We start from the raw sequence: 13,959 nt of genomic DNA, 5'->3' as shown, positions 1-13,959 counted from the left end.
GATCAGAATCATAGGACTTCGCACGATAACTTCCGCAATAAGACCGGCTTCCTCACTTCTTCGGCATTGGCACTGGAAGTGACACCGATACAGGCACTACTACTGCAAATTCGGGGACATACTCCTTCTCCCTGTTTCCCTCCTGGTCAATAGACAAGGTCCGGAAGGGCTTGACCGTAATATGGCTGCTCTGATGCTCCAGCGGTTCAAACAGGGCCGCCGCAACCATGATATTTCCCCCTGCTGCATTCCAGCCGGTTCCTCCGTTGATCTCCCGCAATACGTTGCCCTGATCATCCACAAGATCATAGCCCAAGTAATCCTTACCGGATTGGACAGGCTGATCCGCAGGATTTTCAACCCGGGTGGTGATCCGCGTCGTAATCGGCGTAAGCTCCAGGGTCTCCAGCGAGAAGGTCATACCTGAGCTGCTGCGGATGATCGGCTCTGCGATAATATTATGGTAGGTCTTCTTGACCACAGGCAGCTTCATCACAAAAGGCTCCCGTATCCCCTGTACACCTACAGTCAGCGTAAGCTCAAAAGCATCCGGGAAGGCCCGTCCCCCCTGATTCTGCAAATCCGTAAATTGAATGATTCGGGAATCCGTATCCTTGCCGCGCAGTATGAACGGGCCGAATGAACCGCCCCCGCCGCTGCCAAGCGGACCATAGCTATTGATGTCTTCACCGTTAATCGACAGCTTTATATCTGTCATGAGATCACTAATATCTCCTTGCCGGAACTTCTCCACACCCGTATGGCGCTCAATCCCCAGGGATACACGAATTCCGTCATACAGCACTTCAGGCACAGTGAGCGTCAGCCCGTCATGGGTATCGCTTAGCTCAGGTACTGCCGCCAGTCCCTGCTCGCCCGCATTCCGCAGCCCCAAATCCCCGGCAAGTCTGAAGATGGAATCCATCCCCGGAATCTGCTTAATGGAAGCCGCCAGCGTAGGCGAAATCCATTCTGTACTCGTAATCAGCAGGAACAGCAGCAGCACAGCCGCCGCAATACCCGTGCTTTTCCGCAGCACCCTGCCTGTTCTGGTTAGTCTTGGAGCTTCTGCCTTTGTTCCTGACGGTTGCCCGCCATTCGCCAAGCTCATGATGCGTTCTTCCAAATCTACCCGAACCGGGGTCTCCCGGATCATCCGGCCGATCCGCTCCAATTCAGCTTCCTCCTGCTTAGTTTGGTTCATGGGCGATTATCCCTCCATTGTTTTGGCGGCGTCCGAGCTTTTTGCGCAGCCGTTCATATTTTTTGCGGACGGTCCCGGTATTCATATCCATAATGATCCCTATCTCCTCAAAGCTATGCTCCTCCAGCGCCCGCAACAGCAGAATCTGCCGCTCCTCCATGCTCAGCCTCTCCAGCAGGCCGTGAACAACCTCTGTATATCGTGAACCTTCGGCCGGCTCCGCCTGCTGCTGATGCTTCCGGTAGATGGAGAGCAGCCTGAAGCCCTTACTCCTGAGTTTGATCTGGTCCATACAATGGTTGCGTGCGATGGTGTACAGCCAAGCTGAGAATGAGACTTTTGCCGAATACTGCTCCAGCCGCTCCAGTGCCCTGATGAAAATATCCTGCGCCGCATCCTCCGCTTCCTCCCGGTTGCCCAGCAGGTAATAGCAGTACAGATAGATCGGCCGCTGAAAATGTCTGATGATTACGGTGTATGCCTGCACATCACCCTGCTGGACCTGCAAGACCGTCTGCTCCACCGCCAGCTCCTTCGCCTGTTCTGATTCGGGGCGGGTATTCATCCGGCTGACTTCTGCTTTATCCACAGCTTCCTCTCCTCTCTCTGCTTGGTATAACTGAAAAATGCTGTGTTTTGTGACAGGCCCATCAAAAAATAGTGGAGTCAAGAATCTTCGCTATTGATAATGCAATTTAGTTCGTTTATTATAAAACATATATTAAGTTCTATAACTATAGAACAAAAATCATTTTCTTCAGAAAGCAGGAAACCCTATGGATTACAAAGTGACCTTAGACTTCGCGCCAATCTATGAGTGCCTCACCAGCCTAAATGCTTTTATCGGCAAGCAGAACCATAATGCCATGGACGCCGGGACTCCCTGGGTCCGCCAGGTGCAGACCCGGTTCGCCCCTGTAATGCTCCAGCGAATGAAAGAAGTCTTGAAGCTCACTGATAATTTCAGTCTGTCTCCTTACATCTGGAGTTGTCCCGGAGACCGCACGGCAGGGGGATTCCTGAACTGGTTCGAGTCGCTGTCTGCGGGAGAGCTGTATGACATTTCCGGCCGTTTCGGACAGAGCGTTCCCTCGAATCTTGCCGGGCTGCGGGACTCCGCCGCTGAAGTGATCCGGGCATGGAATGACGGGTATTTCAGCAGCATAGACCCGGCTATTATAGAAGGGCTGGAGCAGGAGGCCAAGGGAAGAGCGGCGCTGCTGGATGGCACGAATGATATGGAGATTTATGAGCAAGCCACCGAAGGGATGCGGCTCTATCCGTCGGAGACCCTGAAGCAGGTCATTCTTACGCCTCAGTATCATGCACGCCCTTTGGTTATTTCGTCTCTCTATAATGAATTCATGTTCACCAGCTATTCCTGCGATGCGCTTCCTCCGGAAGAAGGACGGCCTGCTGCTGCGCTGCTGCGGCTAACCCGGGCGTTATCGGACGAGACCCGGTTGTTCATTCTCCGGCAGCTTACCGGCAGCCAGCTCAATTTCACGGAGATTGTGAAGGCGGTAGGCTTGTCCAAAAGCACCATCCACTACCATCTGATCGCGCTGCGGGCAGCGGGTCTGGTCATCGTTCATAGCAGCGGCAAAAGCACCTCCTACAGTCTGCGCCTGGAGGCACTGAATGCTTTGCCGGGACAAATTGGAGACTACCTGAAGGGGTGAGGGTCATGCATAAACGCAGCTATTACGGATTGTTGTCTACCGTTTCACTGAGCGCTTTCGGCGATGCTTTTGGGCTGCTGGCGATGGAATGGCTGGTCTATGAGCTGACCGGCTCCAAGCTGGCGATGGGCGCTCTTGCCCTCAGCTCCATGCTTCCTGAGCAGGTGCTTCGCCTCCTCGGCTCCCCGCTGTCTGACCGGCTGCCCCGTGTGCGGTTCATGGCCTGCCTGGCAGCCCTGCGTCTGCTCGCCCTCCTGCTGCCGCTGGGTATGGGCCTCGCCGGTCACTTGCAGCTCTGGCAATTATTCGCCGCCGCCAGTCTGAGCGGGGCCTGCTCCGCACTGTTCATGCCAACGGCAATGGCCGTCATTCCCGGCGTTGCCGGCACCGGCAAGCTGATGCGCGCCTTCGCCATCATCGACGGCTGCAAAGGTGCCGCCGCGCTGCTGGGTCCGGCGCTTGCGGGCATACTGACCGCAGCCAGCGGAGCCTTGCCGGCCCTCGGGGTCAACGTGGTCTGTTATACGGCTGCGATTGCAATGCTGCTGTGGCTGCCCCGGATGGGCAAGCAAGCGGCGGCAGGCCCCGCTGCTGCCTTCTCGGTCTCCAGCTATCTCCGGGAGGTAGCCGAAGGCTTCTCGTTCTACCGGCAGTTCCCCGCCATGCTGACGATCATGATGATGGCCGCAGTCAGCAATCTCAGCTCCATGGCCATCTGGACCATGATGGTCCCTTATGTCCGTGAAGTGCTGCACCGCGATGCGGCAGCTGTGGGCACACTGTCCACAGCTTCTGCGCTCGGATACCTCACCGGGCTTGGTACAATCTCCCTCATGGGTGAGATCCGGAAGCGGCGCGCTGTGATGCTCGGAAGCCTGGGGCTATCGGGCATCATCACGATGCTGTGGGGCTTCATCCCCAGCTATTCCTTCGCCTTGTTCGCCGTATTTGCCGCCGGACTAATGGGGCCCTTCTTCAGCTCCTTAAGCTCCTCCCTGCACGGGCGGCTGGTCCCCGGCCATCTCCAGGGACGGGTGAATTCGGTCCGCTTCCTGATTGGCGGGAGCCTGTCGCCGCTCGGTGCCTTGGCAGGCGGTGCGGTGGCTGAGCTGTACGGGATCTCTGTTCTTTTGCTTGCCGCAGGCATTCTTCCGGCTCTGTACGCCGGAGTGGCCCTGCGCCTGCCCGGCCTGAAGACGCTGGACGGCGACCTGTCTGTGCTGGAGGAGACCACCCGGCTGCGCAGGGATGCTACTCTAACGGGCAATATATCTGTATAGACAAGACACACTTAGACTATAAGTCAGTTGGGACTAGTTACGACTGGTTCCGGTTGGTTCCGGTTGGCCTGAGCCACATTGTTGCACTTTGGGCAGGATTTCGCCCGTGTACCACTCGTCAGAGCTTCGAACCTCTATTACTGCTAGCCACTATTCACGGGCGTACCGCAATAAGACGGTGTGCATGACACACCGAACAGGCGATGCCCGCCTTGCACATCGCCTTGTTGCCGTTGCTTATCACCCGTCACCTACTGCACATCGCCTACAACCCTGTTCCCTATCACCTATCGCCTTATCACCTATCACTCGCCTATCACACTAGTCATTCCTAAGCATCACACCCTATGAAGCCAAGAATTCCGACCGCTCAGGCTCAGGATTCCATCCCGTTCTCACTGGTCTCATAATGACTGGTGTCGCCATGCAGCACAATCTCGGGGACACCGTCCGTAATATCAATCCTGCATAGACAGGTGGGATAGATGTAGGGCAGATCCCACAGCTTATTCATCGCCCGGTCTTCAAAATAAGCCATCAACACCTTAATCACTACCGTATGCGTCACAATGAGTACCGTGCCGCCTGCGTGGAGATCTATAATCTCCCGCAGCTTGCGGAGCGCACGTTCCTGCACCGCAGCGAAGGTCTCGCTGCCCTCGACACTGAACTGCTCCGGGTCGCCCCAGAAGAACAGGTGCTGCTCCGGATACTGAAGCTCCAGCTCCGCGGAATCCCGGCCCTCCCAGACGCCCATGCCGATCTCTTTGAATTCATCGCAGGCGGTTAGCAGCAGCGTCCGCTCTCCCCGGATTATCTCTGCAGTCCGCAGCGCCCGGGTACTGGAGCTGGCATATACCGCGTCCAGATGAACACCCTGCAGGCCCCGGCTCAGCCACTCTGCCTGCTGCACCCCAAGCGGCGTAAGCTCCGAATCCTGATGGCCCTGCATCCGCTTCTGCACATTCCATTCGGTCTGCCCGTGCCGGGTAATGTATATTGTTGTTGTAGTCATGAAACCCTTCTCCCCTCAAGACGATCTCTCTCTTTGCTCTATCCATCATAACTCATGATGCCGTAAGTCTCATGTGCGTCTGCGTTCCAGCCACTTCACCGCATAATCTACAATCTCCCGCTGCGGGATCAGCTGTGCCCTTGAACCAGCCACCAGGCCCGTGGCAATAAGCCCGGTCTCCTTGCCGAAGTCCAGACCAAGCTCCGCAAAATCATCCGAGTTCCAGTTGTAGTCACTGAATTCCACCCATTGCCTGATACCATCTACCATCATCGGCGCGGCTGCCATGACCTCCTGCTTCCCGTCATAGTCCGCCCGGTATTCCGCCAGATGCAGCGAGGTGTTATTCAGATGGTCTACACCCAGCAGCAGCACGCTTCCCCCCAGCTCATAGATCCGGGCCAGCGGAGACTGCTCACCGAAGGCATACTCCAGACCATGCCCGTCAATGATGAGATCCCGGTGCTTCCCCCAGGCGGCAAAAGAATCAATCGGATGTCCGCTGCGCCGGACGCCCTGCTGCTTGCGGAAGCAATCCGGAATAATCCCCATGCCTCTCAGCGGGGTCAGGTCCGGGTCGTACGCAGGCATATACTCGCGGATGTCCGGCCACCAGGCCTCCGGCACCGGCGGATTGCTCCAGCCTGACGGATCGGTCAGATCCGCGGATTGCGTCGGCATCACCAGTGTGCCTACTTTCCCCAGCACCTGCTCCAGCGCCAGGATCACAGCAACCGGTCCCCCCGCTACCCACTGCCCCAGGGATTTGAAGGAAGAATGCAGCAGCACCGTCATTCCTTCCTGCACGCCCAGTCTCCGGAAATCTTCGGCAAGTGTCTCTACTGTAATCAGTGTTCCTTGTACTTCTTCCATGTTCCTACCTCCAGACCTTCCATTCAACCTAAATAAGACTCACTACCTAATATAAGACGCACCTAAGTGTGGAACTTGAAGCTTCATCGTCACTGCGGTGAACATTTGGACTTTCGGCCGCTGCCGGTCCCTAAGACTCTTTATCCTCGGCCTGGCCGGGATATCGACCCATCAGCAGCTTCGCCCGGAACTCGCCGGGAGAGATGCCCTCCAGCTCCCGGAATACCCGCGCGAATTGCTTGCTGTTCTCAAAGCCGACAGCCTCCGAGACACCGGCCAGCTTGACCCGGTTATCGGCCAGCAGCTCTTTGGCGTGGCGAATGCGGACTTTTTTGAGATACAGCACGAAGCTCTCTCCGGTATAAGCCTTGAACGCTTCACTGAAATAAGAATAGTTCAGGGAGACATAATTACTGACCATAGCCATGTTCAGCGGACGGGTATAATTCGCTTCGATATAAGCCAGCGCTTCCTCCATGTCGGCATGTTCGGTATGGGCAGACTTGATTCCTATAATATAATCGTTCACGCTCAGGAGCAAATGCTCCAGCGCACGGTAATAGTCGTGGAAATGGCGGAAGTTGTGCAGATTGCCCACCAGGCGGTAGAGCTTCAAGACTTCCACCGAAGCCTCACCATGCACACGGAATACCTCATCGAGCACGCGTTCATTGATACTCCGCCCTACGTTCTCCAGGTAAGCCAGATCCAGATTAAGCAGATGCTCAGTCTGAAAAATAACGCCAAGCAGCGCCTTAATCTCCTTCTCCCGCCCGGTCCCCAGCATATTAAGCAGCTTGCGCAGCTCCTCTTCCGGGGTAGGGAAGCTCAGGCGCCCGGCCTGAATATCCGAATAGTCCACGAAGCTGGCCTGAGGGGACAGGAACGTATACTGCAGCGCCCGGCAGGCTTCGAGGTAACCTGTACGGAACTGCTCCGCACTGCGGCTCTCACTGCTGATTCCGAGCAGCAGCCGCTTAAGCTCCTTCGCTTCGGCCTTCCTTGCCAGCTCCAGGAAGCTCTCTCCGCTGCCAACCAGCACCAGCTTCCCGTCTCCATCCGTCAGGATCTCTGTGAATTTCTGCTCCAGTGGTCCTATGAGCTGCTCCAGCAGCCCCTGCACATCCCCGGCCTTCATCCGTACGCCGTCGCTGTGATAATAGCTCAATACGCCTATGGTAAAAGGCACCGCAAGCCCCGCAAGCTCCTCCTGCTGTGCAGCCGATACTTCCGCCTCCTGCTGCATCAGAAGTCCCCGCAGGCGGGCAGCCCGCAGCTCACGGCGGTAGCCCTCTGCTTCCTGCTTCTGCTTGTGGCTGCTGGACTCCCGGTCCGCCTCCTCCCTGGCAATCCGTTCAAGAATCTCGAACAGCTCCTCGCGGCGGATCGGCTTCAGCAGATAATCCTTGACGCGGTAGCGGATCGCGCTTTTGGCATATTCAAAGTCATCATGTCCGCTGAGGATAATGACAGCCGGCGCCTCTCCCGGTCCTGCCTCCGCAGACAGCCGTTCCAGCAGCGTAATTCCGTCCATGATCGGCATCCGGATATCGGTTATAATCACATCTTGCCGCTGCTGCCTGTACTGCTCCAGTGCTTCGGCACCGTTTCCTGCCATTGATATACTGTAGAGAGCCGGATATTCCCGTTCGATCATCACCTTCAGGCCTTGGCGGATCATCTTTTCATCATCTACAATCATCAGATTCGTCATCGCTGGTTATCCCCCGTTAATAGAACTTTGGGCAGAGACATGTACACAGCGGTCCATTTCCCTGCTTCGCTCTGCACTTCCAGTCCATAGGCCTCACCGTAGAATAGCTGCAGGCGCTGATGCACATTACGCAGCCCGACGCCTCCCGCCTTATATCCGCCTCTGCTGGTCCCGGAAGGGTCCGCCCCCGGTTCCTCCTTCGCATAAATCCCTTCATGCAGCTGGGTCAGCCGCTCCGGGGTCAGCCCCAGACCATTATCGCGGACGACAATGAAGATATCACCTTCGGCCTCCGTAAGATCAATTCGTACAATCCGGTCCGTGAGCTCCACCCCTTCTGCGTTCCAGGCATGCTTCACGCTGTTCTCAACAATCGGCTGCAGTGACATCTTAAGCACCTCCACTTCCAGATAAGTGCTGTCAATATTAAGCTCCAACTGAATCGTGTGTTCGAACCTTATATTCATTACCTCTACGTAATTCTGAATGTGACGGATCTCGTCTCTCAGCTTCACATATTCACCGGTCCACTTGAAATTATACCGCATCATACCGCCGAGCCGGGTCAGAGCATCTGAGATCGTCCGCTGATTCTCAATTTCCGCCAGCATTTTGATATTCTCCAGCGTATTATAGAGGAAATGGGCGTCAATCTGATTATGCAGGGTCCGCAGCTCCGCTTCCTTGGACAACGCCTGCTTATGCACCGCCTGCGCGACCAGCGTATTGATGGTGTTCATCAGCTTGGAGAAATGATGTGCCAGCTCACCGACCTCACCGCCCCCGCTAACCCGGATACTGCCATACGGCTCGCCCCGGCGCACTTTTTTCATCGTTTCGGTCAGGCGGCGGAGATTCTTCAGAATAAATGCGTTCAGCACATAAGCAATGGCCGTCACCAGGAAAATAAAGCCGATGTTCACCCCGATTATCAGATTCCGCGTCCGCGAAATATCCATCATTAAGCCCTTCATCGAGACCACCGTGACCAGCGAGGCGTCAATCTGCTCCAGCGGCGCCTGAATTAACATGAAGGAATTCCCGTTCTCCTTATATTCCATCTCCCATTCACCAGTCTTGCGGAATACCGCCAGCCTGTCTTTGATGGCCGCAGCCAATCCCGCATTCTCCGGCAAGACAGAGTGGTCCGTCCGGGTAAACAGATTCAGCTCCGCATCAGCGAGCATCATCTGGGATTCATTATCCTGTACAGACGTATACGCCTTGGGCACGAACTTGCTCAGCAGCATATCCACCTGAACCATTCCGACATGGTGGCCTTTAGGAATGCTGATCTCTTTCAGCAGGGAGACCTTGGCGGGGCCAGGCTCCACTTCCCCGGAATAGCGCCTCATGAGGTCGGGATCGGTCTTTTGAAAGGACCAGAAGTGCTCCCCCTCCCGCTGCAGTGCCTTTTGAAACCACGGCTCCATGGATACCCGGTCCTCACGGAAGATCACCGGCCACAGCTCATGCACATTCCTGCTGGCGGAAAAAAGCCGCAAATGCTCTATATTCGGATTATTGAACTGCATCTGGCTCAAGCTCACATAGGTGGTTGTATTGAAATCAATCAGTTCCCCAAGTGTGGGATCGTCTTCACTGACGAGATAGCTCTCCACCCCTTTATCCGAAGATGCCATCTGGGCTACCCGTGCCATCGCTTCAATCTGGTTGAGCACATAGAGCTTCTCCATCTGCAGCAGATAGCTGTTCTTCTCGATGGAATCCCGCATATAGGTATTGTTGATTGCCTTATACGAATAGAAGGACACCAGCAGGCTGGGGCCCAGAATAATGAAGATATAGGCCGCAATCAGCCGGCTTTGCAGTGACCTCCGCCCCCACCAATAGCGGAAAGAATTCCATAATGCTCCTGTACGCTCGCGCATGCTCACCTCTCCGTTACCTTTCTGCCGCCCAACTTTAAAATAACCCAAAAGCCCGCGGACGGCGGGCAATTGGGTCCGGTATAGAAAGCTACATTCCTAGCTTTTTCTTGTTTTCTTCATATTTCGTCTGACGGTAAGCATCGAAGGTCGCTTGGCCTTCTTTTTCTTTTTTGGTCAGATATTCGCTCCAGATCTTATCAAATTCCGCATCGGAATCTGCCATAAGCAGCTTCGGCATCGTTTTGCCGCGCAGCTGTTTCAGCTTGGTGGCGACAATGCCTTCCGGCGAGTTGCCGGTAGGGTCGATCAGCTGGAATTCGGAAGTATTAATCGACTTGCCTTTGGTCCAGTCTTCCAGTTGTTTGTAAGGCTCAACCGATTCCGGTTTCCATTGGTCCGTAATATTCGTATTCTGCATCATCCAGAACGTGAACGAGGAGCCGAATTGCTTATCAAATGCTGCACGGTCCGTGTTCATCAGCTTAAGCGCTTCGGGAAGGAACTGGTCCTTGCCGTCAATTGTATCATAGCTGACACCCTTTTCGCCCAGATAAAGATCCTTGTTGCCTTCCTCACTGTTCAGATAGCTGAGGAATTTAATCGCACGTGCTTTATCCTTAACATCCTTGGAGATCAGCGTTACCGTCCAGCCGGAGATCCCAGGGCCGTTCAGTTCAGGCGGGTCCATCTTAGTGTTGGCCGGTCCGTCTACAGCAATATAGACCTGATCGGGATTCTTCTGCGAAATCGTTCCGAGCTGGGAAGCAAAGTCAGTCCGCTGGTACAGCATAGCGAAGTAGCGGCCCTGCACGATCTTTTCTTCCATTTGTGCACGTTTGTCAATGAAGATGTCCTTCGCCAAGAGTCCGTCCTGATTCGCCTGACGGAGAGTCTTCATCCAGCGTACATATTCAGGATCTGTCTCGCGGTCATACACCTTGCCGTCTTTTTCCCAAGGAATTGCCAGGAAGTTCTGAATGTAGCCTTCCAGCGAGTCATTGCCGTTCTCAGTGAACTCATGCAGACCCAGCGGAATCAGCGGCTGGCCGTTGACCTGAGGGAATTTCTCCTGTGCCGCCTTCAGCGCAGCGAGGAATCCTTCAGGCGTACGCATATCCGGGCTGCCGATTGCTTCATAGATATCCTTGCGGACTACGAAGGTCTGGTTCGATACATAGGTATCGCCGTATTTCTCGTAATCTGCAGGAGAAGAGGAGGAGTTAGGATAGCCGTATACATTGCCGTCCGGCTGGGTGTACCAGCCCAGTTTGTCTTTATCGGACACTTTGAAGAAATACGGGTCGTATTCTTCAGCCAGCTTGTTCAGCGGAAGCACCAGCTCGCCTTCGACCATTTTCTTAATGGCATCTTCCCAATAGCCGAGTGTGATGAAGTCCGGCAGCTTGCCGGAAGCAATCAGCGTGTTCAGCTTCTCATTCTCATTACCTGCCGGAACGATAAAGTTAAGATTAACGCCGGTCTTCTTGGTAATATATTGCGAAGTCGGGTCTACACCCCATTTATTCGGGAACCAGGCAAAGTTCAGATACCAGTCAAACGTAATCGGTGAAGTGTCGCTTTTCCAGCCCGGTTCATCAGCTGAAGCTGCCGGTGCTGTTGTGGCTGTGGTGTCAGTCGCCGGTGCCGTAGTAGCTTCGGTGTTGGCCGGCTTGTCATTCCCCTTATTTCCGCTTGCGGCATTATTATTGCTGGAACAGCCCGCTGCAGAGAAGGTCAGCATTAGTCCCAAGAGCAGCAGGACCATTTTCTTTGGCTTATGTTTCATGCCCATTTGTTTACCCCTTTTCTAGAGAAAATTAATTATAAGCTCAACCCCGTAGCCCTTAAGACACCCGGGCGCTGGAGGAGTTACCTGTGGTTTGGCTGTTTAGCCTTTGATCGAGCCGATCATCATGCCTTTGACGAAGTAACGCTGCAGGAATGGATAGACGAACACGATAGGCAGCGTTGTCACTACCATTGTTGCCAGCTTGATAGACTGCGAAGTGACCGTTCTCGTTGCTGCGCTGCCTTGAACAGCGGTCATCATGGTATTGGAACTGGACTGGGCCACGACCCGGAACAGATAGGTCTGAATCGGCTGCAGATCCACATTGTTGACATAGATGATACCGGCAAAATAATCATTCCACTGATATACGCCATGGAACAGCGCAATGGTCGCAATAACCGGCATGGATACCGGAAGCACGATCCGCAGGAGGATGGACCAGTCGTTGGCTCCGTCTATCCGCGCCGCCTCATCCAGACCGTCGGGAATTTCCCGGAAAAAGGTCATGAAGATGATGAGATCGAAGAAACTGAACATGACAGGAATGATATAGACCAGGAAGTTATCGAGCAGATGAAGATCGCGGTTCAGCAGGAAGGTCGGAATCAGACCGCCGTTGAAGAACAGGGTAATCGTACCGATTAGAATGTAAATTTTGCCGCCGACCAGATCCCTGCGGGATAACGCATAAGCTACCATCGCGGTGAAGAAGACATGGACAGCCACACCGATGACCGTCTTGGCAACCGTAATCCCCATCGCCAGCATAATCCCCGGACTTGCGAAGACTGCTTCAAAATTCTTCAGGGTGATCATCCGCGGCCACCAGTAGATTCCGCCCAGCATGGCATCATTGCCGTCATTGAAGGCGTTGACCAGCACATACCAGATCGGATACAGCGTCAGGAAGCACACGCAGAGCATCACCAGGTTGTTGACAATATCGAAGATAGCCTCGCCTTTGGTTTTACGTTTGAGAGCAAACATATATAGGTCCTCCTTGTCCTAGAACAGCGACGTGTCGTTGATTTTTTTGGATACCTGATTGGCAATCAGCAGCAGAATCAGTGCAATGACCGCTTTGACCAGGGTGACCGCCGCAGAATAGGAGAAGCGGTTAGAGATAATACCTGTCTGATAGATGTAGTAATCAATTACGTTAGAAGTACTGTCGTTCAGTGAATTGCGCAGGACCAGAATCTGGTCGAAGTTGGAGTTCAGTACACCGCTGACTGCCAGCACGAACAGAATGCTGATCGTTGCCCGGATTGCTGGAAGTGTGACAAACCACATTTTCTGAAAACGTCCCGCCCCGTCAATCGTAGCCGCCTCATACATTTCGGGAGAGACACCTGCGATCGCCGCGAGATAGATAATCGCTGACCAGCCAAGCTCCTTCCAAATGTCCGAGGTAATGATGATGGTCCAGAAGTAACTAGGTTCCGCCAGGTAAGTGATCGGCTGGTCGATCAGATTCAGGGCAAGCAGAATATTGTTAATAATCCCTACATCGGCCAGCCAGGTGGCCAGGATGCCGCCAAGCACGACCCAGGACAGGAAATGCGGCAGATAAGAGATCGTCTGAATCGCTTTCTTATACCGGATGGAACGGACCTCATTGAGAAACAGTGCGAATATAATCGGCAGCGGGAACCCGATAAGCAGCTTGATCAAGCTGATGCCGAGCGTATTGCGGATGACATTCGGCAGATCATCGTCAGCGAACAGCTCCCGGAAATGCTCCAGACCGACCCACGGGGCTTCGGCAATCGACTTGACGATGTTATATTCCTTGAAGGAAATAATCAAGCCATAGATTGGAATGTAGTTAAAGATGACCATCCAGGCTACGCCGAGCAGGGCCATCGTCTGCAGATGACGCTGGGCTACAAACCTTTTCCACAGTGAATTCTTGCGACCTGAACCGGTTTCGATTGTGGCCGGAATAAGCGGTCCGATTCCCGGACCAGGCTTGGTGCTTCGTTTGTTCTCCATCGTATGGACCTCCAGAATACCTATCTTTATTGTGAAGCGTTTTCATCTCTGTGTACTTATTGTATGCGTTTTAGTCCCTCCGTGATAGGTCCCAGATTTCGTATTTAGGGGCTCATATTTCGGCTTGGCACATCCTTTCATATACCTGGCTGCTTCCGGCATATTGGTGGGGCGGGTTGCGCGGTGGGCGGGTAGCGCGGTGGGGCGGGTAGCGCGGTAGGGCGGGTAGCGCGGTAGGGCGGGTAGCGCGGTGGGACGGGTAGCACGTTGGGCAGGGGGCGCGGTGGGGTGGGGCCAGGGCGTGCCAAGGTGCATTTATGCACCTTATTTCACCCACCCAACTCTCTCCGGCAAATTAAAGAGCACTTATACACCTCATTTCACCCACCAGGGTAGCGTCAAGAAGTTTGTGTAAGAGAGTAGAAGTACCTCCCCGGGTTACGGGTTGGGGGTGCAGGTGTTTCTGGGGGAGGGGGAACCCCGACTCCCAGAAACTGGATTCATCCGCTATT

11 protein-coding genes are annotated in these 13,959 nt (G+C 54.4%); 2 read left to right on the top strand and 9 right to left on the bottom strand.

Features of this window, described 5'->3' with window-relative positions; all coding sequences use genetic code 11:
• Window positions 1-52: 52 nt before the first annotated feature.
• A complete protein-coding gene (locus HQN87_RS30335) occupies window positions 53-1,204 on the bottom strand; it encodes a DUF4179 domain-containing protein (RefSeq protein ID WP_173140790.1) in 1,152 nt (383 codons plus the stop codon).
• Window positions 1,191-1,793 (bottom strand): RNA polymerase sigma factor, encoded by a 603-nt coding sequence (locus HQN87_RS30330; protein ID WP_436836498.1) that lies wholly within the window; start codon window positions 1,791-1,793, stop codon window positions 1,191-1,193. Before HQN87_RS30330 ends, HQN87_RS30335 begins: the two co-directional genes overlap by 14 nt.
• Window positions 1,794-1,980: 187 nt before the next feature.
• Here HQN87_RS30330 and HQN87_RS30325 point away from each other — a divergent pair, with 187 nt between their 5' ends.
• Together HQN87_RS30325 and HQN87_RS30320 are read left to right on the top strand one after the other, a co-directional pair.
• The gene (locus HQN87_RS30325) at window positions 1,981-2,886 is read left to right on the top strand and encodes an ArsR/SmtB family transcription factor (protein ID WP_173140788.1); all 906 of its coding nucleotides are present in this window, start codon (window positions 1,981-1,983) and stop codon (window positions 2,884-2,886) included.
• A 5-nt stretch (window positions 2,887-2,891) separates the two neighbouring features.
• Window positions 2,892-4,166, top strand: a complete 1,275-nt coding sequence (locus HQN87_RS30320) for an MFS transporter (protein ID WP_173140786.1) — start codon at window positions 2,892-2,894, stop codon at window positions 4,164-4,166.
• Window positions 4,167-4,542: 376 nt separating this feature from the next.
• Here the strand turns inward: HQN87_RS30320 and HQN87_RS30315 are convergent, their stop codons facing one another.
• From HQN87_RS30315 to HQN87_RS30285, 7 genes are all read right to left on the bottom strand, one after another.
• On the bottom strand, window positions 4,543-5,181 hold the full coding sequence (locus HQN87_RS30315; protein ID WP_173140784.1) for a histidine phosphatase family protein: 639 nt from the start codon (window positions 5,179-5,181) through the stop codon (window positions 4,543-4,545).
• Window positions 5,182-5,250: 69 nt separating this feature from the next.
• Window positions 5,251-6,054 (bottom strand): AAC(3) family N-acetyltransferase, encoded by an 804-nt coding sequence (locus HQN87_RS30310; protein ID WP_173140782.1) that lies wholly within the window; start codon window positions 6,052-6,054, stop codon window positions 5,251-5,253.
• Window positions 6,055-6,184: 130 nt separating this feature from the next.
• A complete protein-coding gene (locus HQN87_RS30305) occupies window positions 6,185-7,768 on the bottom strand; it encodes a response regulator (RefSeq protein WP_173140780.1) in 1,584 nt (527 codons plus the stop codon).
• Entirely contained in the window at window positions 7,765-9,660 is a 1,896-nt protein-coding gene (locus tag HQN87_RS30300; protein ID WP_173140778.1) for a sensor histidine kinase, read from the bottom strand. The genes HQN87_RS30305 and HQN87_RS30300 overlap by 4 nt, the downstream gene beginning before the upstream one ends.
• A gap of 88 nt (window positions 9,661-9,748) precedes the next feature.
• On the bottom strand, window positions 9,749-11,452 hold the full coding sequence (locus tag HQN87_RS30295) for a type 2 periplasmic-binding domain-containing protein (RefSeq protein WP_173140776.1): 1,704 nt from the start codon (window positions 11,450-11,452) through the stop codon (window positions 9,749-9,751).
• A gap of 96 nt (window positions 11,453-11,548) precedes the next feature.
• Window positions 11,549-12,439 carry a carbohydrate ABC transporter permease gene (locus HQN87_RS30290; protein WP_173140774.1) on the bottom strand — a complete coding sequence of 297 codons (891 nt, stop codon included), beginning with the start codon at window positions 12,437-12,439 and terminating at the stop codon, window positions 11,549-11,551.
• An 18-nt stretch (window positions 12,440-12,457) separates the two neighbouring features.
• Window positions 12,458-13,447, bottom strand: coding sequence for an ABC transporter permease (locus tag HQN87_RS30285; protein WP_173140772.1), 990 nt, complete (start codon window positions 13,445-13,447; stop codon window positions 12,458-12,460).
• Window positions 13,448-13,959 lie beyond the last annotated feature (512 nt).

It is taken from the genome of Paenibacillus tritici, assembly GCF_013204885.1.
GTDB lineage: Bacteria > Bacillota > Bacilli > Paenibacillales > Paenibacillaceae > Paenibacillus_AQ > Paenibacillus_AQ tritici.
The sequence above is the reverse complement of the archived record's forward strand: the minus strand, read 5'-3'. Positions and strand labels throughout refer to the sequence as shown.